Annotated in this window: 24 protein-coding genes; 11 read left to right on the forward strand and 13 right to left on the reverse strand. The window is 48.8% G+C overall.

The window, feature by feature from the left end; translation table 11 throughout:
* On the forward strand, positions 1 to 587 hold a 587-nt coding region (locus tag PPL9_RS07850), incomplete at its 5' end, for a terminase gpA endonuclease subunit (RefSeq protein ID WP_200962157.1).
* Here the strand turns inward: PPL9_RS07850 and PPL9_RS07855 are convergent.
* The 3 genes from PPL9_RS07855 to PPL9_RS07865 form a co-directional block, all read right to left on the reverse strand.
* Positions 571 to 1,368, reverse strand: coding sequence for a TIR domain-containing protein (locus PPL9_RS07855; protein ID WP_161831241.1), 798 nt, complete (start codon positions 1,366 to 1,368; stop codon positions 571 to 573). The two genes, PPL9_RS07850 and PPL9_RS07855, sit on opposite strands and share 17 nt — an antisense overlap.
* Positions 1,369 to 1,566: 198 nt before the next feature.
* On the reverse strand, positions 1,567 to 2,229 hold the full coding sequence (locus PPL9_RS07860; RefSeq protein ID WP_057462184.1) for a hypothetical protein: 663 nt from the start codon (positions 2,227 to 2,229) through the stop codon (positions 1,567 to 1,569).
* 264 nt (positions 2,230 to 2,493) lie between these two features.
* Positions 2,494 to 2,724, reverse strand: a complete 231-nt coding sequence (locus PPL9_RS07865) for a helix-turn-helix transcriptional regulator (RefSeq protein WP_057462185.1) — start codon at positions 2,722 to 2,724, stop codon at positions 2,494 to 2,496.
* 91 nt (positions 2,725 to 2,815) lie between these two features.
* Here PPL9_RS07865 and PPL9_RS07870 point away from each other — a divergent pair, with 91 nt between their 5' ends.
* From PPL9_RS07870 to PPL9_RS07915, 10 genes are all read left to right on the forward strand, one after another.
* The gene (locus PPL9_RS07870) at positions 2,816 to 3,235 is read left to right on the forward strand and encodes a hypothetical protein (protein WP_057462186.1); all 420 of its coding nucleotides are present in this window, start codon (positions 2,816 to 2,818) and stop codon (positions 3,233 to 3,235) included.
* Positions 3,236 to 3,289: 54 nt separating this feature from the next.
* Positions 3,290 to 3,754 (forward strand): hypothetical protein, encoded by a 465-nt coding sequence (locus tag PPL9_RS07875; RefSeq protein WP_057462187.1) that lies wholly within the window; start codon positions 3,290 to 3,292, stop codon positions 3,752 to 3,754.
* 102 nt (positions 3,755 to 3,856) lie between these two features.
* A complete protein-coding gene (locus PPL9_RS07880) occupies positions 3,857 to 4,444 on the forward strand; it encodes a hypothetical protein (protein WP_152986627.1) in 588 nt (195 codons plus the stop codon).
* A complete protein-coding gene (locus PPL9_RS07885; protein WP_082596658.1) occupies positions 4,441 to 5,856 on the forward strand; it encodes a phage portal protein in 1,416 nt (471 codons plus the stop codon). The genes PPL9_RS07880 and PPL9_RS07885 overlap by 4 nt, the downstream gene beginning before the upstream one ends.
* Positions 5,853 to 7,634 carry a prohead protease/major capsid protein fusion protein gene (locus PPL9_RS07890; RefSeq protein WP_057462190.1) on the forward strand — a complete coding sequence of 594 codons (1,782 nt, stop codon included), beginning with the start codon at positions 5,853 to 5,855 and terminating at the stop codon, positions 7,632 to 7,634. Before PPL9_RS07885 ends, PPL9_RS07890 begins: the two co-directional genes overlap by 4 nt.
* A complete protein-coding gene (locus PPL9_RS07895; RefSeq protein ID WP_057462191.1) occupies positions 7,634 to 7,846 on the forward strand; it encodes a hypothetical protein in 213 nt (70 codons plus the stop codon). Before PPL9_RS07890 ends, PPL9_RS07895 begins: the two co-directional genes overlap by 1 nt.
* Before the next feature lie 15 nt (positions 7,847 to 7,861).
* Positions 7,862 to 8,194, forward strand: coding sequence for a DUF2190 family protein (locus tag PPL9_RS07900; RefSeq protein ID WP_057462192.1), 333 nt, complete (start codon positions 7,862 to 7,864; stop codon positions 8,192 to 8,194).
* Between the two features lie 8 nt (positions 8,195 to 8,202).
* A complete protein-coding gene (locus PPL9_RS07905; RefSeq protein WP_057462193.1) occupies positions 8,203 to 8,391 on the forward strand; it encodes a hypothetical protein in 189 nt (62 codons plus the stop codon).
* Entirely contained in the window at positions 8,388 to 9,434 is a 1,047-nt protein-coding gene (locus PPL9_RS07910; protein WP_057462194.1) for a tyrosine-type recombinase/integrase, read from the forward strand. Before PPL9_RS07905 ends, PPL9_RS07910 begins: the two co-directional genes overlap by 4 nt.
* A 714-nt stretch (positions 9,435 to 10,148) precedes the next feature.
* Complete coding sequence (locus PPL9_RS07915) at positions 10,149 to 10,814, forward strand: ParA family protein (RefSeq protein ID WP_057462195.1); 666 nt, start codon at positions 10,149 to 10,151, stop codon at positions 10,812 to 10,814.
* Positions 10,815 to 11,208: 394 nt separating this feature from the next.
* Here the strand turns inward: PPL9_RS07915 and PPL9_RS07925 are convergent, their stop codons facing one another.
* From PPL9_RS07925 to PPL9_RS07975, 10 genes are all read right to left on the reverse strand, one after another.
* A complete protein-coding gene (locus PPL9_RS07925; RefSeq protein ID WP_057462197.1) occupies positions 11,209 to 12,009 on the reverse strand; it encodes a DNA adenine methylase in 801 nt (266 codons plus the stop codon).
* Positions 12,010 to 13,035: 1,026 nt separating this feature from the next.
* Complete coding sequence (locus PPL9_RS07935; protein WP_057462199.1) at positions 13,036 to 14,220, reverse strand: hypothetical protein; 1,185 nt, start codon at positions 14,218 to 14,220, stop codon at positions 13,036 to 13,038.
* Positions 14,217 to 14,672, reverse strand: a complete 456-nt coding sequence (locus tag PPL9_RS07940; protein ID WP_057462200.1) for a response regulator — start codon at positions 14,670 to 14,672, stop codon at positions 14,217 to 14,219. The genes PPL9_RS07935 and PPL9_RS07940 overlap by 4 nt, the downstream gene beginning before the upstream one ends.
* On the reverse strand, positions 14,672 to 16,927 hold the full coding sequence (locus tag PPL9_RS07945) for a hypothetical protein (RefSeq protein ID WP_057462201.1): 2,256 nt from the start codon (positions 16,925 to 16,927) through the stop codon (positions 14,672 to 14,674). Before PPL9_RS07945 ends, PPL9_RS07940 begins: the two co-directional genes overlap by 1 nt.
* Complete coding sequence (locus PPL9_RS07950) at positions 16,921 to 17,580, reverse strand: hypothetical protein (RefSeq protein WP_057462202.1); 660 nt, start codon at positions 17,578 to 17,580, stop codon at positions 16,921 to 16,923. Before PPL9_RS07950 ends, PPL9_RS07945 begins: the two co-directional genes overlap by 7 nt.
* A gap of 547 nt (positions 17,581 to 18,127) precedes the next feature.
* Positions 18,128 to 18,331, reverse strand: a complete 204-nt coding sequence (locus tag PPL9_RS07955) for a hypothetical protein (protein WP_057462203.1) — start codon at positions 18,329 to 18,331, stop codon at positions 18,128 to 18,130.
* A 69-nt stretch (positions 18,332 to 18,400) separates the two neighbouring features.
* On the reverse strand, positions 18,401 to 19,033 hold the full coding sequence (locus PPL9_RS07960; protein WP_057462204.1) for a TIGR02594 family protein: 633 nt from the start codon (positions 19,031 to 19,033) through the stop codon (positions 18,401 to 18,403).
* Positions 19,034 to 19,146: 113 nt separating this feature from the next.
* Positions 19,147 to 20,469, reverse strand: coding sequence for a hypothetical protein (locus tag PPL9_RS07965; RefSeq protein WP_057462205.1), 1,323 nt, complete (start codon positions 20,467 to 20,469; stop codon positions 19,147 to 19,149).
* A gap of 24 nt (positions 20,470 to 20,493) precedes the next feature.
* Positions 20,494 to 22,302 carry a hypothetical protein gene (locus PPL9_RS07970; RefSeq protein WP_057462206.1) on the reverse strand — a complete coding sequence of 603 codons (1,809 nt, stop codon included), beginning with the start codon at positions 22,300 to 22,302 and terminating at the stop codon, positions 20,494 to 20,496.
* A complete protein-coding gene (locus PPL9_RS07975) occupies positions 22,302 to 22,706 on the reverse strand; it encodes a hypothetical protein (RefSeq protein WP_057462207.1) in 405 nt (134 codons plus the stop codon). Before PPL9_RS07975 ends, PPL9_RS07970 begins: the two co-directional genes overlap by 1 nt.
* Positions 22,707 to 22,761 lie beyond the last annotated feature (55 nt).

The following is a 22,761-nucleotide window of genomic DNA, read 5'->3' on the forward strand; positions in this document are numbered from 1 at the left end:
ACCCACACGTACGAGACGTGCCCCCACTCCCCATCTCAGCAGTAGCGATCGACAGCGGCGGGCACAGGACACCCAACGTCATGGAATACGCTCAGACGCGCCAGAGCCGCCGTGTGTGGGCAATTAAGGGTCGCGGCGGCCCCGGAGTACCCTCATGGCCCAAACGCCCGCCTAAGGCGAAGACAGGCCAGTTAGCACCACTTTACATTGTGGGCGTGGACAGCCTCAAACACACGCTGATTTCACGGCTACGCATAGAAGCCACCAGTGCGGGATACTGTCATTTTCCTGAGGGGCGAGATCTGGACTACTTCCGAGGTATCACCGCCGAAAAGCCCGTTCGGGTTTACAAGGGCGGTGTTGCCAAGATCAAATGGATACCAGATCCAAGTGTCAGGAATGAGCCGCTGGATTGCCGGGTGTATGCCAGTGCTGCGCTGCATGGGTTGGCAGCGAGTGGTGTTCGGGTGGAGCAGGCTGTGAAGGCGCTTGTGGAGAAGGCGGTAAGGCAAGAGGACTGCGTAGAGTTGCGCAGTCCAAGAAAGCAAAACATCGTAAAGTCAAATTGGATTAGGAGTCCTCACTAACTGGAGTATCTACCTTCTCCCCCTTTACATCTCCCATCAATTTCGCAAGACCCCGTCCTAATTCCTTTCTTTCCTTCATAGAAAGGCTGTATCTTTCTGCATCGCGAATATGAGAGTGCTGGAGAGGTATATCATCGACCACGAAACCCATGCCAGTTTGATGTGATAGCATACCCTCTTCCAGGCGAGAAATGGAGCTACTGTTATAGCGAACTGTTCGGAGTATCTCTTCAAATAGTCCTTTGATCTCTGCATTATCGAGAGGCGCACCTTCCACCTCTCGAATTTCAACAGGTTGCTCTTCAGGAATTTCAGCCAAACCTGCTTCAAAATCTGGCCACCATTTCTCAAAGCTAATTCTGAGAATGTCATCCCTCAGGCCATCCTCGTCCATCGTTTTGTTGATTGTGGAGACAAGCTTGAATACGTCTTCCTTAGTATTTTGCGTCATTTGGAAATTTGTTAGCGGACTATTACGCACATCCGTTGGTGTCATCCCAAAGAGGAACGGACATACGTTGCTGTCATCAATAACCTTGCTAAGAGCACCAGCTTCGAAATTCACCCAAGGCGCATGGATGTTGGAGCGGGTCAGACAGATAATTCCGAAATTAGAAGCCTTCAACTCGCCTGAGATACTGCCAAGCCATTGCGTCCCTTTATCAATATCTCCCGAGGAGATGTAGGGATCAACATTCTGAATGACGCAGGGAAGCCATTTACGAAATGCTTCTGCCACCGCGTGGCTTGTGACACCGGACCAACTGATAAAAACTTTCACACCATATCCAATAGTTGAGAATCAACTCAAATAAATCTTTCACATCTAAGAAATCGAGATAAAATACAGATGGCAACATGCAATTAATTGCTGCCAACCATTCCGATAACTTGCGTTGCTACTTTGTAGCAATTCTACCCGTTCGACTATCTCTGAGAATTATCTTCCCCGAACGCTGATAAGACGACCCTTCAGTAATCACTCGCATACCTGGGCCTTCTGGTTTTTTGGCTGAGCCGATATGGTTTGGATTTTGGAGAGCGGCACCTTTTGTTTTTGGTGACTTAGACCTACCATCATTCTGCATTGAGTATCTCCTTGCCTTCCCAGTTCAACTTTGATGCTATCATCATTCTTTGGATTTTTTATGGAAACTCCTGCAAAAATCGCAGCCACCACAATAAGGGAAAATATCGAAATGAATATTGCGACGTTCGCTTTAACTCGATATTTCAATCTCTTAATGTTATTTGCAGAGTTAATTTTTGTCCCATTTTTATATAGCTGAAACAAATATTCTTCAAAATCACTTTCAGCACTCTGCTGATTTCCTTCATTATATTCTAATAGCAATCCCCAATACTCATCAATCTTATCAACTTCAGGCAAATATGCACCTTTATACGGAACGAAGATCCGAAAAACACTATAGACGGCATACAATAGAGAAATAGACATTGGTATCGCTCCCAGAAGAAGCCAAAACCAATCATCTCTCTCAATCGCCTTTTCAAGTAAAACAAAAGCTGAAGCAGCAATTACCGTTATCAAACCAACTTGAAGATTGATGCTACTTAAAACACTCTCAGTCCTCTGACCTTCCTTCTCAAAAAGGTCTTTATAGAAGGTATGATTATACATACGAAAAGCCTTAATCGAACAAAACTACAATTCTATTTATTCTTATCTTTTGGACTTTTCATTACACCAGTCAACTTGCATGCGTTGATTACGCGGGCGCTGCGGCTTGAAACACGTTCATTTAACAGTCGCATTTCCGGTGGTTTGGGTTTGGTGGGCTTGGAATGGGGCTTAGTATCACTAGGTTTGACCACGCCGCCATCATTCGACTTACTTCCATAAATCTTCCTCTTTGACACGCTTCGTCTCCCTAGCCTAATTAATCTAACTTTTTAAGCGAACCCCAGCACCACCGCCGTTCTCTGGTATGAACTCCACACCAGCAGATTCTATCGCAGATTGTAAATCTGCAAGCGTCCTTGCATAGGGGTTGCGCACACCTCTTTCAAAATCAGCTATGGTTTTCTTGGCAACCTTCGATTTTTCTTCCAAATCCCCTTGCGACCAACCAATCAATGCTCGTCCGGCTCGACACTGCGCTGGTGTAATCGTCATTTTTAATGTCACCTTACATTTTTAGTGTTGACTTATTTCATGTAAGGTTACATCAATGATGTATAGTTAGCAATCAATCATGGAGAACGCGATGAAAGCCCTTGTTCGCGAACGGGAGAAGTGCGCCCAAAGCCCGGACCGCCGCGCGGTGCTGACCGGAAGCCTCGCCAGCATTGCCGTGGTGGCAACACCCAGTGCCAAAGCCACCCCACACGATCCCCTCCCGGACCTAGCAGAGCGCTACAAAACCGCCTGCCAGCACTACTGCGAGCTGAAGATCCCCAAATCCGCCAGCTTTGCCGAGGAAGACGCCCTCCTGCGCCCCTACAGCGACGCCGTCACCACCACCTACCGCCACCTCATCGACACCCCCGCCCCAACCCTCACCGGCATAGTCACCAAACTCCGCCTCTTCCTGGAAGAGATGACAGTCGCCGGACACCTAGACCCCGACTACGCCCTCATCGCCTCAGCGTTGAAAGATTGTGAGATTTTAAAACCATTGACATGACGTATAAGGCTTACTAAACCTACTACACGACGTAACAGGTAGCGGAGCAAATCCATGAGACTGAGTGCAGTATGCGACCATCTCGATTTTTCCAAACAGACCGTAGGCCAATGGATCAACCGAGGCATTTTCAAAGTTGATCAGGAAACCAAACCGGGATCCGCCCGTCAGCTGACATTTAAAGATGCGATGCGACTGGCAATTTTGACTAAGGCCGCTAACGCCAACCTTCCCCTTAACGAGGTTCATTCACACCTGAACCATCTAACGGCCCTCAAAGACCAAAAGGCCTTTCTGGTCATCACCGACGCTCTTCTGGAGTTGGTGCCAGCAACAGAGCGCGGCGGCAAAGGCAGCAAAAGAGGCGATGGTGTAAAGGTCTATCAGGAAGGTGCCCTCACCTCTGATGTCATCAAGGCCTCTGAACTCGCTGACCACCTCAGCTCCCCAAACCACACAATCGCTCTTGTTGTTTGTCTGGACACCGTAGAAGCAGAGATCAAATCCTTCTGGCGTTGAAGTGTCGTGAGCAGCATATTCAACATTGAATTTTCCATGTCACTTGACATACGAATTTCAATCTTCAATATATATGTCAGATGACACACACGGAGTATTTCAATGAAACTTCCTCGTAGGCATTATCTGAAACTAGCGAATGTAAGCGGCCAGCTTTTCAGCACTCTGAACCGCCGAAGCCAAGTCCCTCTTGGTCCTAGGAAGCTCGTCCCCTTCTGCGGACCACTCTCACCAGGCTATCAGTTACCATCAGACATTGTGGAAGAGCGAGAGCAAGACGGCTACACAGCATTTGATGCATTGAAGCTGGCCTTGGCTGATCAACTGGTAAACTCTTGCTCTTTCAGCAGAGACAGCTCAGCAAGTCTCGCGGATCGCAGCTACAATCTAAAATGCGCGCTGGATCTGGAAAAAGCTGGCAAGCAGGCTTGGTTGGCAACCTTCGATTTAGTTGGCTTTGAGGGCAACATCCTGAAAACGCCAGAAAATCGCGAGTTCTATCTCCCTCATGAAACAGAGATTGGTGAACTCGACTATGTCTTGGACTCGATCAAAGAGTACAGCAAACAGCTCAAAACAGAGGCTAAAAGCGTAACGCTGGTGAACTTGTCCGCCTTGATCCAAGAGGTACGTAACCGCGCAACAGAAATCGGACTGGACATAGATCTTATGGATGGTGCGCCCCAATGATCCAACCCCGCCGCCCCCTAATGAAGCGCTTTCAAAACCTCGTCGCCCGGATGATCGGGCTGGAGGCTGCTGGACGGGGGCACAGGTGGCAGGGCATCGCGGGGATCGGCAATCTTTCCGAGGCAACCGCAGCCGGATCAAAGACTATCCAAGAGCGCGGGGTTGCGCTTTCCACCAACAACCCATGGGGACACGCCGCCGTTTCCGGCCTTGTGGCCAACTACATCGGTGCCGGCATCGTCACCCGCCCCAAATTCCCGACAGACACCATCCGCGACACAATCCAGAAAGCCCATGAGAGCTGGCTGGAATCCTGCGACTTTGAAGGGCGGCAGGATTTTTACGGCCTGCAAGCCCAAGCAATGCGCGAGATCGTGGTAAAGGGCGAAAGCTTCGTCCAGCTGGTGCAGAGCGGCACTGACCTGAAGCTAAAGCTCATCCCCGCCGACATGGTGGACGCCACTTTATTCCGCGAGCTGGAAGGCAAAGGCCACATTTTCGCAGGTGTTGAGTTTGATGCAGACGGCAAGCGCCTCGCCTACCACGTGCTGCCCCGCCGTCGTGGCACCGCCCTGCTGCAAAACCTTGGACACATCCGCGTGCCTGCCGAAGATATGCTGCATGTGTTCGTTCCGCTGGAGCCAGGACAAGTGCGCGGCCTTTCATGGCTCTCCCCCGTTCTGCTCCGCGCTCAATCACTGGACAGCTACGAAGACGCCCAGTTGGAACGCCAGCGGGTTGCGGCCTTGTTTGCTGGCTTTGTGAGAGACGTCAACGGACAAGCCAATCCATTCGATGGCGAGCAAAAGAATGGCCTGCTGGAAACCGGCATGGAACCGGGCGCCCTGCACTTCCTGCCACCGGGATCGGATATCGAGTTCCCCAACCTGCCAGACGTGAAAGACTTCCCTGCTTTCATCCAGTGGCAGCTGAGAGCCATGGCAGCAGGGCTTGGCATCACCTACGAGCAGCTGACAGGCGACTATTCCAACTCCAATTATTCCTCCAGCCGCGCCGCCCTGCTGGAGTTCCGCCGCAAGGTGGAGAGCGTCCAGCACCTTGTGCTAGTCAAACAGTTCCTACAGCCGATCTATGAGCGCTTTGTGGGATTGCTGGCCGTGCGTGGCACGCTCGATCTAGGTGCCTATTCCGCAGAGCCGGAAGCCTTTCATGCTGCCGAGTACCTGCCACCTGCATGGCCTTGGGTAGACCCTGAAAAAGACGCCAAAGCCGCCATTCTTGAAATTCAAAACGGACTGACCAGCCGGACCCGGGTTGTCGCGCAGCGCGGCTTCTCTGTCGAAGAAATCGACGAGGAGCGCAAACGCGACACAGACAGGGAGCGGGGTATTGGTCAACAGATGTCCGCTGGCACCAACCCCGCTCCCTCAACATCAGGAAAAGCCGCATGAATGCCCCAGCCTTCCTCACCCGTGATCTGACTTTCAAATCCTCCAGCCTCGACGAAAAGCAGCGGACCGTCGAGGCAACCGCCACCGCCTTTGGCAGCGTGGACCGTGGCGCTTACATCGAGCGACTGGAACCCACAGCCACCACAGCAGAGGCCTTTATCGGCCTTCCGGTTTTAGACAGCCATCGCCAGGACAGCCTGAGTGCCGTTCTGGGCACCGTGACAGCAGCACGAGCGGACAACGGCTGCATCATCGTCACCATCAAGTTTACATCTGACAGCCGCGCCAACCCCGTGATTGCCGACATTCGCGAGGGAATGATTACAGGCGTTTCCATCGGCTACCAGATAGAGAAATGGGCGGACAGCAGAGATCCGGACACCGGACGCTCCATTCGCACCATCACCCAGTTCAAACCAAGAGAAGTCAGCTTTGTCAGTGTGCCAGCGGACCCGGACGCAAGGATTAGAGCGATGCCAACGGAGAACCAACCCAACTCGCAGGAACCACCCAAAACACCCACGCCAGACATGGCACAACGCAACCAGCAGATCCGCTCTATCGCAGGGACATTGAATCTGACCACTGAGTGGACTGACAGCCAGATCGACAGCTCAGCCACACTGGACGAGATCCGAGCCGCCGCAATTACCGAGGCCGAGAAGCGGACGACACCGCCGATCCGGACGCAATCGGCGCAGATTCTCGCAGATCACACCGACCCACACACCCGCGCCGAACGCATGGCAGACGCTATGATGACGCGCATTGACCCAACCCATAAGCCGGAGGACAGCGCCCGCGACTTCATCGGAATGTCTATTCCGGAGATGGCTCGCGATTGTCTGCGCAATGCCAATGTTTCAACCACGGCCCTTTCCCAGGCAACGATTGTCTCCCGTGCCCTGCATTCCACCAGTGACTTCCCCCTCATCATGGGAAACACCGTGGGGCGGACACTGCGCCAATCCTATGAGAGCGTGCCAAGCGCTTTGAAGAAACTGGCACGACAAACCACCGTGAAAGACTTCCGCGCAAAGCACCGGATTACTCTTTCTGAAGCTCCCGATCTGGAGAAGCTCAATGAGCATGGTGAATACAAACACGGCACCATGAGCGAGAGCGCAGAAAGCTTCAAAATCGACACCTTCGGACGGATGATCGGTGTCACTCGCCAAGCACTCATCAACGATGACCTTGGCGCTCTGAACGACCTACCGCGCAGACTAGGCATTGCAGCAGCAGACTTTGAAGCAGAGTTCTTCATCAAGTTGCTGGAGATGAATGGCGGCAAAGGGCCGAAGATGGGAGACGATAAGCCAGTTTTCCATGAAGGCCATCGCAACCTTGCACAAACCAAAGGCAAGCCGTCCATTGAGACACTCTCTGTATTGCGTCAGGCACTGCGCCACCAGGTGAGCCTGTCCGGCAAGCGCCTCAATCTCTCCCCTCGCCATCTGATTATTCCAGCCGAGCTGGAGACACTGGCACAGAAGCTACTTGCCGAGATCACACCAAACCGCATCGACGATGTGAACCCGTTCTCTGATCTGGGAATGGTGGTGGAAGGCCGCTTTAACAATCCGGATCGCTGGTATCTGGCAACCAGCCACAGCCAGATGGACGGCTTGGAATACGCCTATCTGGAAGGTGAGCCAGGACCGCAGACCGAAACCAAAGCCGGATTTGAGATTGATGGCATCAAGATCAAAGTCCGCCTCGACTTCGGTGCCTGCTTCGGCGACTGGCGGGGCTGGCAAATGAACGAGGGCAAGTGATGGCTAGCCTGGAAGAGCTGATTGCTCGTCGTGACAAGCTGGAAAAGACAAGAGCCAAGGGTGTCAAAACCGTTCGCTTTGGTCGCGATGAAGTCACCTATAAATCTGACAGCGAGATGGCCGTAGCCCTTGCAGATCTCAATAGGCAGATTGCAGCAAGCCAAGGTCGCACAGTTCGTCGGGTTCGAATTATTTCAAACAAGGGCGCTTAGGCGCGGAGATTGCACATGAGGAATTACATTCAGGATGGCGTTGCCATCACATTGACTGCACCACATGACGTTTCCAGTGGTGAAGGTCTTCAAGTCGGCTCTCTGTTTGGTGTGGTCGCAACCAATGCGGCCTCTGGTGAAGAAGTAGAGACTGTCATGCAGGGGGTATTTGAGCTTCCCAAAACCGACAGTGAGCAGGTTGCACAGGGTGAGCCTCTTTACTGGGATAAGGCTGAAAAGCGTCTCACCACCACTGCATCAGACAATCTGAAAGTTGGTGCAGCAGTGCTGGCAGCAGGCCCAGCAGAACCAAGCGTACGCGCTCGCCTCAGCAGCTACTCAGCATAGGAGCAGGCATGGCACGGCAAACAGTTCCATTTAAACAGGCTGATGTTGTTAGGGCTTACAAGGCAGCTGAGAAGGTTGGTATTGCTCCCGAACAGCTGCGCGTCACGATCCGACCGGAAACCCAAGAGATTGTCATGGAGCCACTCAAGCAAGAGGTGAATGACAATACCCCTAATCCTTGGGACGACCTCCTATGAGACGGAACCGAAGCGGACTGCCACAATATTGCAGCTGGAACAAAGACAGGCACGGCACCCGCCGTGTCCGTTTCCGCAAGTCAGGGTTCTCAACCTATCTGACAGGCACACCCTACAGCGACGATTTCATGCGCCAGTATTACGGCGCACTGGAAGGGGTGAAAACACAGAGCGCCAACATAGCAGCAGAGCGCACGAAGCCAGGAAGCTTTGATGCTCTCTGCGTTGCCTACTATCGTTCACCTGAGTTCCTCGGTTTACGAGACAGCACTAAGCACACCTACCGAGGGGTTATCGAAAAGCTCAGGGAAAGGATTGGCAAGCTTCCTATACGCCGCCTGGAACGCAGACACATCAAGAAACTACTCGGAGAGATGGAAGACAGGCCACAAGCTGCAAATCGGGTTCTATCTCTCCTGAAGATCCTGCTCGACGTTGCCATGGATCTGGGAATGATCGCCAACAATCCAGCACGTGGAGTGAAGGGCTTCAGGAAGAAGACAGAAGGCTTTCATAGTTGGACTGAGGAAGAAATAGAGCAGTTTATCGAAAAGCACCCAGCAGGCACCAAGGCGTATCTTGCGCTCACTCTACTTCTCTATACAGCTCAGCGGCGATCAGACGTTGTAAACATGGGCTGGCAGTATATTTCGGGAGATAACTTGAGGGTCACCCAGCAGAAAACCGGAACCACATTGCTGATTCCGCTGCATGGCATCCTCCAGCATGCACTTTCACAAACACCAAAGACGAACATGACCTTCCTTGTCACCGAGTTTGGAAAACCATTCTCAGTGGCAGGCTTTGGAAACTGGTTCAGAGACAGGGCGAAAGAAGCGGGATTATCTAACTGCTCTCCCCATGGTCTGCGCAAAGCAGCAGCACGAAGACTGGCAGAAGCAGGTTGTTCAGCAGACGTGATTAAAGCCCTGACAGGACACCAAAGCTTGAAGGAGCTGACAATCTATACCGCGGCAGCTGATCAACAGCGCTTAGCCACTCAGGCAATTGGAAGCCTGAAAGCACAAGACGAGAACAGATAATTGTCCAACCAACTCAAATGAGCTGGACAAAACGTCTACCAAGCAACTGAGATGTAAGGGAAAAGAAATGGTAATGGCGGAGAGACAGGGATTCCTTGAGCAATAAAATGAGGCACCCACAAATTTAATTTATCTATTTAATTACAATATCTTACAGCAAATAAAACCACCTAAACTCTATCGAGCAACCCAAGAAATGTTATGTAGTTTGTTATGTAATTATGCGTTACTCATAGGCCACCAGATAAGGCTACTTGATCCAGCCCATGAAGTACAGATATTAGCTTCAGGAAGCACACTCAACGAATAGAGCGAACAATGGAAGAACGCCCAGTCACCTTGGCAGACCTGAAGGAACTCAACGCCCCGGTTCGCGCTCACTGCGACAACTGCCAAAAAACTGCTTACGTCTCGACTGCAGGAATGCCTGAGCACACAATCGTAATTCATATTGCACGAAGGCTGAGATGCTCGCGTTGTGGATCTACCAACATTGTGACCCGCCCTTGCTACCAGCACATGGTGCCGCAACACCCCGGCGAGCAAAGCCGCTAATCTGCTGTGACCTGCATTAGTAAACTGTTACCTGTTTGCTGTCTGGCGTTTGCTGTTTTTGGTTATTCGCTCTCTGTTCCCCGTTAATTATTACGGATTGTCTGTTATCTAGTGGCTAAATACTGTTGTCCGGCATCAAACATTTATTGAGGGCACAACATGACACGCACAATTTCAGTTATTCAGAAAAAAGGTGGCTGCGGAAAGTCGACTTTAATCATCTCTTTAGCGAGCATTCTTGCTGGTGAAGGACACAACGTCATCATTCCAGACACCGACACGCTGCACTCTTCCTCACTCTGGGCACAGCAGGAAATCTCAGGTCGTGGCAGTATTGATTATCTCCGCGAGACAAACGACAACGCGATCACCAACCTATTGCAAGAGGTCAGAAGCACCTACGATTACACTCTTGTAGACACCGCAGGCTTCAACTCCCGTATCGCTGGCTTCATCGCTGTTGAGAGTGATTTGGTGCTTATCCCTTGCACAACAACGATCTCCGATATTGCTGGCGCGATAGACACACAGCGTTTTCTCTCGAAGCTCAGCGACAAGATAGGAAAGCCAATCAAGAGCACCGTGGTGCGAATGGACTTTGATCGCGGCACTCGCAATGTCGAAGACATCACAAACGAGCTTTCCAACGAACCAGATCTGCAAGTTCTGGATGCCGTCCTTTGGCACACCACAACATTCAAAACAGCTATGAACACCGGGGAACCAATCAAAGCACGCGCCAAGATCTACACTCAAGAACTCGTACGCGAGCTGAGAGCAAAGGATCTAATCCCACCAGCCATCATTCGCAAAGCAGCGGCATAAAGGTGAGCCATGGGAGACTATAAAGAAAAACGTCGCCTGATCAGCCGAACAACCCCAAAGGAAGATCAACCTTCAGAACCGACTGAGGAAGCCACTGAGAGCCGTTCCATTCAAGAGATAGTGTCTCAACTCGTTGAAGATCGACCAAGCGAGCATGAGGCGATGCTAACTGCTCTGCGCCGATCTGAGAGAGGAAGCGTTTCTTATACGTTGGTTCCTACCCCTATCATTAAAATGATGGAAGCCCGATGCGAAGAGCTAGGACTTGGTAAGAAGGAGTACTTTTACCACTTACTGCGAAACGACGGTTTACCAGTACCTTCCCTAAAAGAACTTGACGCCCGCAATCGGAGATGATTGCGAGCGTCATGGTTTCTCATATTGGATTGTGGAGTTAGTTGGAGATGATCAGCTCAGAGACCTGCTTGCCCGCACCTTTCGCAATGGAATAGTTCAGGCTAACAACATCCTGCTGAAAACCATCAAAGGTCTGCCGCGTTTCTTCTCTATCATTCAGCGAGAGAATAAAACGACCTGCGATCTTGGAAAGCCGTTCTGCCATCTCGGCAAAGTCGGAGCGTTCAAATACCCCTTTGCCGTAGTCTGTCTCCCCACCCCAGTAAGGTGGGTCCAGATAGAACAGTGTCTGCTCTCCATCGTAACGCTCGATGCAAGCACGCCAGTCCAGGTTCTCTATGGTTACTGCAGACAGCCTTTCTGCGACCTTCTCTATGTTGCTCTGCACGCGCTTTACGTTAAAGCGGGATGGGCGCTCTAACCCTGTCCCAAAAGACCGCCCCATAGACTTACCGCCGAACGCAAGCCGTTGGAGGTAGTAGAAGCGAACAGCTCTTTGAATGTCAGTCAGATGATCCAATCCACTGCCTTTGAGGGTTTCAAACTCCTCACGTGAGGCAAACATATATTCTAGGCTTCGCAAGAACTCAGCCTTGTGTGAGCGCAAAACACGAAAGAACGTGACAAGCTCACTATTGATGTCGTTGATCACTTCACATTTAGTGACAGAGTTTCTCTTGAAAAACACCCCGCCCATACCGCAGAACACATCCACATAGCTCAGGTGAGAGACTTGATTTATCTGGCCAACGATACGGCCAGCAAGCTGGCTTTTGCCGCCAAGATACGGTGCCACCGGTTCAGCTTTAACCGGAGCGACTTCTCCAAACAGGTTCATGTTGAAATTAACTCTCAGACTATGGCTAGATTTCCCAACCATACAATTTACAATGCATGGTTATGGTGGGAATGAGCCTTCTAGCTTGCTTTACGCTCTCACGGACTGACTTGATAAAGGCCGTGGAATGACGTGTCCACACACGTCTTTCTTCCCACCTCTGGTCTGGCAGGTATCGAGATTAGGATAATGTATTGAAATGGTGTTCGAGTGGCCTAAACTGACATTCGATACTTTCGTGCCAACATTCCCCACGAGGCGAACGCTGGCATGAAAGCGTCTTTTGTGAAGAGCCGAGCGCAAGAAATTAGCGAGCTTTTAGAATCTTCAGTTTGTCCTGCTTTGCTTTATTCTTGGTCGATTCCTCAGAACGCGTGAGAGATTTGGCTATCGCTTTTAAACTCATCCCCTTTGCCACGAGCATATGCAACTTTCGAGTTTCCTCGGGTGTCCACGCTTGACGGTGGCGTTCAAAGCGGTCTGTCATCGATTTCATCTACCTTATCATTGGGGTGAAGCTAGCATAAAGCATTGTCGTGCTGATTGCGCTAGTACGCTGACGGGCAACATTATGTTTGGAGGGCGTGAAAAAGGGAAATAAGCTGCCTACACACGGCAGAGGTGGACTTATGCAACCGGGCTTAGCTAGCGCAGCATAGTGCTTGTGACCAGTTGCTGTCATTCGCACTGCTTTTGATTATCCTAAGTTTGGACTCGCCTTCAACTTCTAAGCGAAACCATTGGACTTATTGGCGAAGGCAGCAAGTATCACGTTGTAGAGGCGCAAGAACCGGGGCGCGGACAAAGCCGAATATAGGTGCACCGCGACATTTCAAGAACACTGTAGGTCACGATTGGTACATTGGCCCAATAAGCAGTCTTTCGGCCGCTTATGGGCCAGGTTGAGAGTTTACGTATTGAGGTTGTAGCAATGGCTCTCACAATAGTCCTGTAAAACACCTACTTTATCATTTTTTTGCAAGGTTAGTGGGACTAAAGCCGTTTGAACAATTGGCAGAGAGATCATTATCCTTCACTGACCTCTTTAATACGTTCGCTCGTGTTGCCCCCTTCGAAAATAATCTCCAGCAAATGTGTCACAAAACGAGCCGAAAAAATGGACCCAAATGTTTGAAAGTCGTCTGATTTCGATTTATCGCCCTGATCAACGACCACTTTGACCCCGAAGAATTTGGGAACCTCACTAGCTAGTGCACAAGCTCGATATACACCGTATAGCTCCATATCTAACCCAACCATTTTCCGATGAGTTTCACTAATCGCCTTCATTTTTTCTTCAGATGCAATCACTGCTGATCCAGATACGACCGGCCCGATTTCCCCTGAAATTGAGACAGGCAAATCATCAGCTATGTCTTCCGCTAACTTTCGGAGAAGCCTCTTGTCTTCAATCGCATTAGAAATGGTGGTCCTCAGGTTATTGTCTATGGGCACTTGGTAGGGTTCTAATGCTGTGGCTCCATCGTAAACTTTCCCGGTTTGGTAGTCCCATGTAATATCAGCAGCTAAAAGGTTCCCAGGTTTTGACCTACCTTGCATACCAGCGCAGATCCCAGACATGACTACTATCTCAGGCTTAAATCTATCAATTGCACGCGTTGTAATAATCGACGCATCAATCATCCCCATTCTAGGCAGTAAAAGGATCAAACCTCTTTCACTACCAATTTTAACTGGTTGGCAATCAAGACCGTCAAGGTTTTTCTTTCTTACGTCAACTTCAGCATCAGTTTTCCTAAACGAAGAGCGTTCTTTTTCTAACGCGCAAACAATAAGAAAGCGATATTGCTCATCGAACTTTAGTCTTTGGATCATTAAGTCCAAAGCACCTAAACACTGCTCATCATCTTCTTTATAATGTAATAAAACGATACCGGCTTCATTATATTCAGCTCGCCGCTGTTCAACGATATCTCGAAATCCAGAAATCGCAACCACATTCGTACGCTTATTTTTGGATCCAGAAACATGAAAAATCAATTCATCCGAGACATTAATTGGTGCATCGCCTGCAAAGCGCGGAACCATCAAATCAAGAACGAGTAGTGCAAATTCTTGCTCATAGATAAGACGAACCGCATCACCTAATACGCTCGTTCTTACAATATCAATTTTGTCATCGACATCCAAAATAACTTTTTGTATTTTATCATATTTATTATTATTGTCTTCAAGGATCAGTACTTTCATTTAACATCTCTTAAATATTCCCGAAGCTTATTTTTCCATAAGCGGTCACCATGTTTGTAAAGAACAACGCCTTTCAAACTCACTCCATAACTTGATTTAATCTGATCAGCGCTTCTGCTGAGCTGAACAAGTTCTGAATCTATTTCAATTTCGCGGTATTGAGTTAAAATAACTATTGGATCGGTTCGACCGAGGTAGTCCAACTCCATTAACACACTCATACCTCCTGACGGCATTGAGGCTGCTGTCCCCACACCTGGAGCAGCTTCATGACTTGGAAGGGACATGTCCAGTAGAATTAGATCAAACTCACCTTCATGTATGGCATTGATAGCTGAGTGTACCGAAGTCGCTTCCACCAAAAAAACCGGAGCTAAATCATGTTCAACAATGAGCCTGATGCTTTCCGCCTTGAACGCATCATCCTCTACAATCAATACCTTCACACTCATCAATTAATACCTAAAGTAAACTCGAGGATAAAATTTACCTGTCCGTTTTCAAAATTCAATCTAATTCCGGAGATTTCTTTTACTAAACGTTCCATTTGGGCGAGCTTCCTCATACCACTTCGCCCCTCAACCACCATTGCGTCTTCGCTTGCATCACAGAAGAGGGAACTCATTCGTGTGCGAACTTTTTCAATACAATCCTGTTCCTGAATCTCAGAACAAATCTTTAAAACCAGAGTTTTAGCATTTAACAAGACCGCATCAATGATAAGTTCCCCATCCAGTTTTCCATGCTTCGCCGCATTGAAGATAACTAGCTGTAAGTAATCGTATAAATGATGAAAGCCAACACCAGAGAGCTTTATCGCCTCATCACCGAAACGGATTACTTCAGGTTCAAAGTCTGGGAAATAACTCTGTGCTTCATCAAGAACAGCGTCAACAAGCAGCTCCAAATCAACGGTTGGAGCAAGATTATTTGGTTTTGTAAACCAGCTTGAAGTTGTCTTAAACAATTCTTCTGTCGTTTGATTTATTTCTCTACATAACTTCCTAGTAACTTCATCTTGGTTGTTTGGAACGAAGTTTTCGATATCACTATAGTCAAATATTCCCCACTCTAATCGAGCGTCAACGAGTTTCTTCCTTACCCTATCAAGATCTGAATTTAGCATTAGCCAGCAATACTCATATATCAAACCGGAGGCAGAGTTAATAAATCCAGACTCCAAGTATGTATTGACAATATTCTCCATAGCAGCTCGAGAAATAACTAACTTTGACGCCTCAGATATATCGCAGTTGATAAAGCCATCTCTTTTTTTCTTACTCTTTACTTGAAAGTAATCTGTACCAAGTAATTCAACTTGAGTTTTGTAATTATTAAACCAATGATCTATCTTTGCTCTAGTTCTCTTGTTCCGTAGAGCGCCACTAAAACGTGGATCTTGCAAAATACCCTCAATTGGTGCTTTCATACTTCCTTCAAGGGTACCATGGCGAATTCTACGACCTAGATAAGAATCAATTCCGTATTGCTTATTACTACAAAATTCAATGAAGCAACGCTGTAGTATCTTAGCGAGTTTTATATGAGGCTGAAGCTCCGTATCAATCAGATTTAACGATAAAAATTGAAGTATATAATTAACATCCCATTCCCATGACTTTAATATACCGCTTAGTTCTTCGAATATATTTTCCTCAAGCCAGATGTTAAACCTATGCTGATCTACATACAGTCTGTTATCGTCAACTTCGCCGCGAACTTCCATCAGCCTTTTGCTTAGGCGGATTGATTTTGCTCGCTCGCTATATGCAGGCTCATCTCTAACTTCTGCATACCACTCAAGAATATCTATCCTACATTCAAACACCTCTGAAGATGAGGAAAAGAGGAGCATCATGTTGAAGAGTGCGAACTCGTCACTTATCGCAAAAATGTAATCGACGATATTTGGGTGTCGAGCTTCTAAATGCTTCAGCGCATCAACAATAGATGAGTTAAAATCTAAGCGCACCCACTCTTGAAACATCCGGTAGCTTCTAAAACGTTCTCGATCACGCTCAATGCAATCTGCTCTCAGCGCATTGCTCAGAAAACCACATAAATTTGAATTCGGAAATGATACGAGCAGATATTCGAGTTCCTCTTCGCTGAGGATACTGCTCAGATCTACACAAGAATTTAATAGTAGAAGAACTTCCTCTTCAGTCATTACTTTAAGAGGTCTTTTTTTTCTGATTAAGTAGCAGATGGCCATTGATGTAAAGACCGTACCACTCGCTTGTGGGTCGAATTTGTCTAGCAGCAATGCTGCTTCCCCTCTAGGGCACAGTAGGTCGTCTAATCCATTAACGTCTAAGAAATATTCTTCAAAATAACTCTCCAGCCGTTGACTAATAGCCCCTGTTTCATCGCGTGAGAATGAGAAAAAGCAGTCAACAATATTTCTAAATTCTGAGACTTTCCGACACTCTAGCCATGAGATACTTGACCTGACCAGTCGATACTCAGTGACATCAATTGAAGACCGGGACAGTTCATCTTTGGGATACGGAAGATTAGAGATCAAGTACCAAATTTCTTCGATACCTTCTGGAATTAAGTGTGAGTAGAATTTGTTTTCTTGCAGATAGTGGATGTTGAAACGATAAATGCAGAATAATATCAAAGCATCAAATGAAGAATAGGTTCCAAATGCATTAAAATAGGTCGCTAGCTTTTCTTCACTTGGAGCAATCGGATTTAACATCCAAGAGAAAATTGCTTTATTGAATCTCGCACTACTTTTTTTTCGGCGTATTCTTTGAATACACTTGTCATCATTCTGTAGTCATATGTACTCCCTAGTAAGTCGACAAGCGCTGCAGGTACAGGCATTCGGTCACGGTATCCAAACTGCCCTAATAACACTTGGCAACTAGCTTTAATATCTAAGCTTATATCTTCTTGAGAGTATATAAATGCCAGCTTCGTTAGAAGAAATATTGATAGACCTGTCCTCGAAATAATTTGATGCATTAATTTTAGTGATGTAGAGTATTCCCTATCTACAATACTAAGAATTAATAAGTAATAATCTTCCATAGATGCAAATAAGTCAGTTTTTAAGCAATTAACTCGAACTAACTGATTTACCACTTCGTGTATTAAGATCTGATCATCTAGAATTGAGAATTTCTTCGAAGATGGAGGATAATTTGCAACTCGCCCCGAAACTGGTAGATGGGCAAATAGTGGGCTTTTTTCCAAAAGTCCAAAAACAGTCTCGGCATCATTAATATTCAAAGCAGTTCGAAGGTTATTGAGCGTTGCAATTAACGTTTCGGTGCTGTCATTTTTTCTTGTTAAACCTCGTAAAATATTTCTTACGTTTATATCTTGAACATCTGAAATTGATAGCACGCCAATTTTCCTCAAGAAGTATGGTCATTCGAGCGTATTGCACACATTAATGATATTTTGCGGCACCTCTGAAGGGAAACCATTTTGAGTTGTTTTAACTTTTAATAACAACTTATGCAGAACGATACACCTCTCAATCCCGAGTGTGCGATGAAGATGACTTACGTTGGACGTATTGAAAGTAATGTCTTCCAATACGCGGGTACTTGTTATGGTTAGATTCATGTTCGAGAAGAGCACTTTTGCAATACACAAAGATGCCCTCTCTTAGGTTACTTTTCCGTGATGAGTGGGGAGCCTCAAAGTTCTTTTGGATGTCAGTTTTGAGGTCACAATGCCATACTGCGCTAGCGAAGTCCTACGACCTCACGGATAACCGCTAAGGGCTTGCGATATCAGTGGCTGCCGGGGTATCAAGTTGAGCAGAGCTCACCCACAAAGCTCTGCCGCATCGTTGACTTGATGATACCATCAACCCTTGATGTAACCACCTGAGTGGCAGCTTATGGCCCACATAAACGAACCCTGAGCTAACTGATCAATCAGCTCAGGACCTGCCGCGTTCATAGTCTCGCAGTTGCTTTCGTTTCATGCGGTTGTCCAGAACCCTATTCCAAGCCATGAAAAACGCAGCAACCACAGTCAGGATAATGAGCACCGCCTGAAAGAACGGCTCTAGGAAGTTGGCCCAGTTTTGGGCGATCCAAGCTGCTAGAAAGGTCAATGCTGTGCCTGTCTCTGATTTCTGCATCTTAGCCTCATTCAAGGATGTGGATCTGCTGGTGAGTAAACTGAAATCACAACTCCAAACTCGAACGCCTTAAGCTTCGTTGATCGAGACAGCGCCCTCACGCTGCGCCAACACAGGCTCACCCTGCACTGGATAGCTTTCCGGCCACCGGACATCCAAGAGCCGTCGCTTTGAGACTTTCGTGATCGTGACTGCGTTGGACTGGTTCCCACCCAGCACGTGATAGTGACCTGCACTCTCGGAAACGTAGAAACCGACATGCCCCTTCCAGCCGCGAGGACTTCCACGCCAGAACACGAGGATAGAGCCTGGTATCGGTTTATCTAACCGCCTGCCGTATTTCGCCCATTGGCGAGATCCTAAAGGGTTGGTGGGCTGGGTATCAGATACAAGGCTCATGCAATGGGCAACGAACAGGCCGCACCATGGGGTTTCATCGCTCTGGTAGGAGATCCCTAATTTGCTCGCCCAGCCCATGATCCTTGGATTGTGCGTTGGTCCCGAGATCTCCTTAGTTCCCAGCAGTCGCCGCGCCTCAACCAGCCATGGTGGCTCATCACTTTTGACCGCCTTGATTTTGGAGCTAAGCCAATCCTGATAAGCAGCTTCAGATAGCCTGCCCCAATCTCCATCGGGTTTGCCGGGATTGAACCCGAGATCCTGCAGCATTTCCTGAGATTCAAAGTCTGGTATCCGTCCCATGATCACCTCACAAAAAAGGCTCCCCATGGGAGCCGTGTTGTCAGATCAACTTCAATGCATGTCAGCAGGACGCGCACAAAGATGATCATCTACGATGCATCACTGCGCTAAACTCAAACCCGGTAGACAACGACGTCTACTTTGCCAGTTGCACCAACCACACCTCCAGAACTTCGCAAGCCCAGACCACCTATTTGAAAAGTTTGTTCGGTCTTGTCTCTGATACCGATATTGTCCACGGCGGTGAGCGAGCCTTGTATCAACGTCCCACCTACAATTTGAACAATGTAATCTGTATCCGGCTGCTCGTTTTCGAATGTAAATGTATTGCCTGAACGAGTGAGTCTATAAGACGCTGAGCCCTTCAGATCTGAATAAGCAGCGACAATCTTCGGGAGCCCATTCAGCGCATTCAGTTTTGCTGAGTTAAGCTTCGCATCCGTCACTGCCTTGTTGCTGAGATCAGCGGTCCCAACGCTATTAGAAGTCGCAAGTCCTCCGAGACCAAGATTAGCCCTGGACTGAGACTTGTTCTCAAGGTCGCTTAGGTTATTCGACTTGCTGAGAAAGTCGCTTGTTTCAGGAGTGGCAAGAATCCACCCATCCTCATCGACCGAATAGACTTTCAGCTTTTTATCAGGTGAGTTGAAGTAAAGCGCCCCATCCTCTAACGCGTTGCCCTCATTGTCAGTGTCTGGGTCATCATCAAAAGCACCCAGATAGAGTTTGTTGAAGCGCTTGAACGCCAGATCAGAGGCTTGCTCGACAGCTGCCTCCAACTGGTTCAAAGCATCCTCTGCTTTACCTTGTGCTGTTTGCGCCTGATTGCGAGCTGCTATTGCAGCAGCTTTGGCCGCAAGAACCACCGCTTCAACATTTGCCGGATTGAGAAGCACATAACCCTCCTGCCCCTCAATCACTGCAAGCATCGCCGGATATCCTGTTTGCAAGTCATCAGGACCAAGCTCATTACCGAGACCATTTCGAATAGGCAACAGCACATCATCAACCTTGATGGTCACTGCGCCCGAGTTGTTGTCAATGGGAACGAAGACTGCAAACTCAACCGCCGAGAGGCTGACGCCCAATCGAAGCTTCGCTCTGATCGCATTACCCGTCCCGTCAATGTCAACCAGTCTCGTGATGCTATCAGCAAGGTCGCGCACATAGTGCCAGGTACCACCCAGCCATTGATAGTAACCACTTAAGGCATGGTTGGAGTCCGCTCCGACTATGGCAGGTGTGTAATCTGGCTTGTCGGTGACAGTATCCAGCTCAGCTTTGGTTTTTACGATCACCGCACCAAGCGTTGCCGCAATTTCCACCTGCCCCATGTAAGCAATGATTTCTTCCTTTTTGGGCTTGTGCGGATCTGTGCTTTCAAGTCCGAGGGTTTCTCGCGCACGCCAGACGTATTCCTTAGTGAGGAAGTTCATAGCCAACTCCAATTTGAGGGGAAGTTAAACCGCAGCCACAATGACCGTTGGGCCGGACCAGTCGCTGTTTTGTCCAAAGACCGAGCGCGTACGCATGCGGAAGCGATATTCAACACCCGATGTGAGGCTGTCGGTTTCAATAGTCTCTTCACCGTCATTGGCCTGCGCATACTTGGCAGCACCGCCACTGGTTTTCACATATTCCAGCTCGTAGGTGAGAGCCTCAGAAAGCCGCGTAAAACTCGCTACCGCGATAACGCTTTGCCCTTGCTGCTGGATCTCAACTGAGAAACTATCGACACTCGGGATGGCCTCAGCTGCAATGCGCTTGGGAGGATCGCCCTTTTCGCCTTCATCTTCTGGCTTATAGGCAAACGGATCACGCGGAATAACCAGTGCCTCGAACACATGCTGGAACGTTGTCAGATCCAGTGTGGGAGTGCCATCCAGCTCAAGATAAGCATCAACAAGGTGTGGCGGATCGCTGATCTTGATGAACCTTCTAAGTGGTACATTCTGGGATGCGAAGTAGTCGCACTTTACACGCACACGAGGTGCATTCACCCGAATAGCCTTGAGCGCTTGCAAGCGCCGCATATGGTTGTGACGCTGTACGCAATCATTATCGACAGTGCGCGATCTGGGATCATCTTCTTGAACATACGGATCGCCTTCAATAACCGCATCGTCTTCCACATAGTGCAGCTCAGGATTGACCCAAAGCCCGCGCACTGACTTGACGCTGGAAGCTGCATTGCGGTTCGGCAAGAACTCAATATCAACGATATCATCTGTTTTCAGGTGAATATCAGGCTCGGCCCACTCCCCGGCATGAACTGCAACTTCCCCATCTGCGTTGGTGTACAAAAGCAGCTCGCCGGCCTCATCAATCATCCGGCCAATCTGGGTTGGATCGTTGTTTTCGCGGCCACGGAATCCACCATGATAGCGCGGCTCCATTTCCCCCTTGATGTTCTCAACTTGTTGATCACAAACGTCCGCAGCATGAGCCCAGCTTTCTAGATCAATCTGGGAAATATCAAGAGCACTGCCATAGGGAGCCAGCAGATAATCAAGCCGTATAAGAGCAAGGTTCTCGCTAAACCTGACCTGTCCGTCTCTGGGATCGAAAATCTTCTTTCCACGAATGGTGGAGGAGAGCGTTGGGTAGCCTTGCGGGAAGACTGTTCGATGACGCCGGGCACTCACGCTCTTACACATCATCAGGACACTGGCGACATTGTCACCGCGATGATCCTCGCTCCAGATATCATCAAACTTACTCACCAGCTGCGAATAGGGAACACCGACCTGCATCCCAACACGCTCAATGAGCATCACCTTGGCATCACCACCAAGACGATAATACTTGGATGCATCCTCATCATTGCTCAAAGATTTGGTGACATCGCCATCTGCATCAATCTCAACCGGATCATCACTGAGGAAGTGCTCCACAAAACCATCGATCTCATGGGAGGCATAAGCAATCAGCATATAGGCTGTGCCGCTGCGTTCTTCCAAAAACGTCATATCGCCGGCAACACGCACGATGCCATATTGATAGGAGCGCGACGGCACATTTTGCTTTTGCACCACCTTGCCATCCGCAGCACTTGGAATAGGCGCTGCATTGTCTTTTCGCTGCTGGCTTCCAAGCAACGCATTTACACCCAGCCCAACACCAGCGGAAATGCCAACTCCAATGATCCCAACACTAAGTGAAGAAACAGCAGCCCCCGCGAGGATTGCTTGCGTTGCAACAGAGGCGCCAACAAAGGCCGCGCCATTTGACAAAACGAATGCAATCCCAAGCGCAGCAGTAGCAGGCATCAAACCCTCCAGATTTTTAAGGCAGGCGCGTGAATGGCTTCAAAGCCCGAACTCCAGTGAACTTGCCAATGCTCACCATCCCAGATCGCGCCCCACTGCCTGAGAGGAGAATGAAGACTGCCGATCACGCCAATGTCGCCAGTCTTTCTGGTTTGGACTTCATTCAGGCCCGCAATATCGGCACATCTGCCAACCAGCTCCAAAGCACCGCCAGCTTCAATAATCAGCTGTTTCATCTGCTCTTGTGTTGAGTAGGTTCCGCGCAGATGAACGGCCCCGTCAGGATACCCGTTGGCACTCACCCAATCGGCGAGAACGAGACAGCAATCAGCCCTGCCCGGATCAAAAGTCAGAGTTTGCCGATCTGCCAACCAGGTCTTTAAAAGATCTAGGATCGCGGCCATGTGATTGTCTGTTCACTCATCAAGGTAATGCGTTCACACGACAGATCGGGAGGCA

The organism is Pseudovibrio sp. POLY-S9 (assembly GCF_001431305.1).
GTDB lineage: Bacteria > Pseudomonadota > Alphaproteobacteria > Rhizobiales > Stappiaceae > Pseudovibrio.

Bases quoted from the DNA above. Each gene is read 5' to 3' on its own strand.
- PPL9_RS07860 (WP_057462184.1), bottom strand. From the start codon at position 2,229: ATGTATAATCATACCTTCTATAAAGACCTTTTTGAGAAGGAAGGTCAG.
- PPL9_RS07865 (WP_057462185.1), bottom strand. From the start codon at position 2,724: ATGACGATTACACCAGCGCAGTGTCGAGCCGGACGAGCATTGATTGGT.
- PPL9_RS07870 (WP_057462186.1), top strand. From the start codon at position 2,816: ATGAAAGCCCTTGTTCGCGAACGGGAGAAGTGCGCCCAAAGCCCGGAC.
- PPL9_RS07875 (WP_057462187.1), top strand. From the start codon at position 3,290: ATGAGACTGAGTGCAGTATGCGACCATCTCGATTTTTCCAAACAGACC.
- PPL9_RS07880 (WP_152986627.1), top strand. From the start codon at position 3,857: ATGAAACTTCCTCGTAGGCATTATCTGAAACTAGCGAATGTAAGCGGC.
- PPL9_RS07885 (WP_082596658.1), top strand. From the start codon at position 4,441: ATGATCCAACCCCGCCGCCCCCTAATGAAGCGCTTTCAAAACCTCGTC.
- PPL9_RS07890 (WP_057462190.1), top strand. From the start codon at position 5,853: ATGAATGCCCCAGCCTTCCTCACCCGTGATCTGACTTTCAAATCCTCC.
- PPL9_RS07895 (WP_057462191.1), top strand. From the start codon at position 7,634: ATGGCTAGCCTGGAAGAGCTGATTGCTCGTCGTGACAAGCTGGAAAAG.
- PPL9_RS07900 (WP_057462192.1), top strand. From the start codon at position 7,862: ATGAGGAATTACATTCAGGATGGCGTTGCCATCACATTGACTGCACCA.
- PPL9_RS07905 (WP_057462193.1), top strand. From the start codon at position 8,203: ATGGCACGGCAAACAGTTCCATTTAAACAGGCTGATGTTGTTAGGGCT.
- PPL9_RS07910 (WP_057462194.1), top strand. From the start codon at position 8,388: ATGAGACGGAACCGAAGCGGACTGCCACAATATTGCAGCTGGAACAAA.
- PPL9_RS07915 (WP_057462195.1), top strand. From the start codon at position 10,149: ATGACACGCACAATTTCAGTTATTCAGAAAAAAGGTGGCTGCGGAAAG.
- PPL9_RS07925 (WP_057462197.1), bottom strand. From the start codon at position 12,009: ATGAACCTGTTTGGAGAAGTCGCTCCGGTTAAAGCTGAACCGGTGGCA.
- PPL9_RS07935 (WP_057462199.1), bottom strand. From the start codon at position 14,220: ATGAAAGTACTGATCCTTGAAGACAATAATAATAAATATGATAAAATA.
- PPL9_RS07940 (WP_057462200.1), bottom strand. From the start codon at position 14,672: ATGAGTGTGAAGGTATTGATTGTAGAGGATGATGCGTTCAAGGCGGAA.
- PPL9_RS07945 (WP_057462201.1), bottom strand. From the start codon at position 16,927: ATGTTAAATCCGATTGCTCCAAGTGAAGAAAAGCTAGCGACCTATTTT.
- PPL9_RS07955 (WP_057462203.1), bottom strand. From the start codon at position 18,331: ATGCAGAAATCAGAGACAGGCACAGCATTGACCTTTCTAGCAGCTTGG.
- PPL9_RS07960 (WP_057462204.1), bottom strand. From the start codon at position 19,033: ATGGGACGGATACCAGACTTTGAATCTCAGGAAATGCTGCAGGATCTC.
- PPL9_RS07965 (WP_057462205.1), bottom strand. From the start codon at position 20,469: ATGAACTTCCTCACTAAGGAATACGTCTGGCGTGCGCGAGAAACCCTC.
- PPL9_RS07970 (WP_057462206.1), bottom strand. From the start codon at position 22,302: ATGCCTGCTACTGCTGCGCTTGGGATTGCATTCGTTTTGTCAAATGGC.
- PPL9_RS07975 (WP_057462207.1), bottom strand. From the start codon at position 22,706: ATGGCCGCGATCCTAGATCTTTTAAAGACCTGGTTGGCAGATCGGCAA.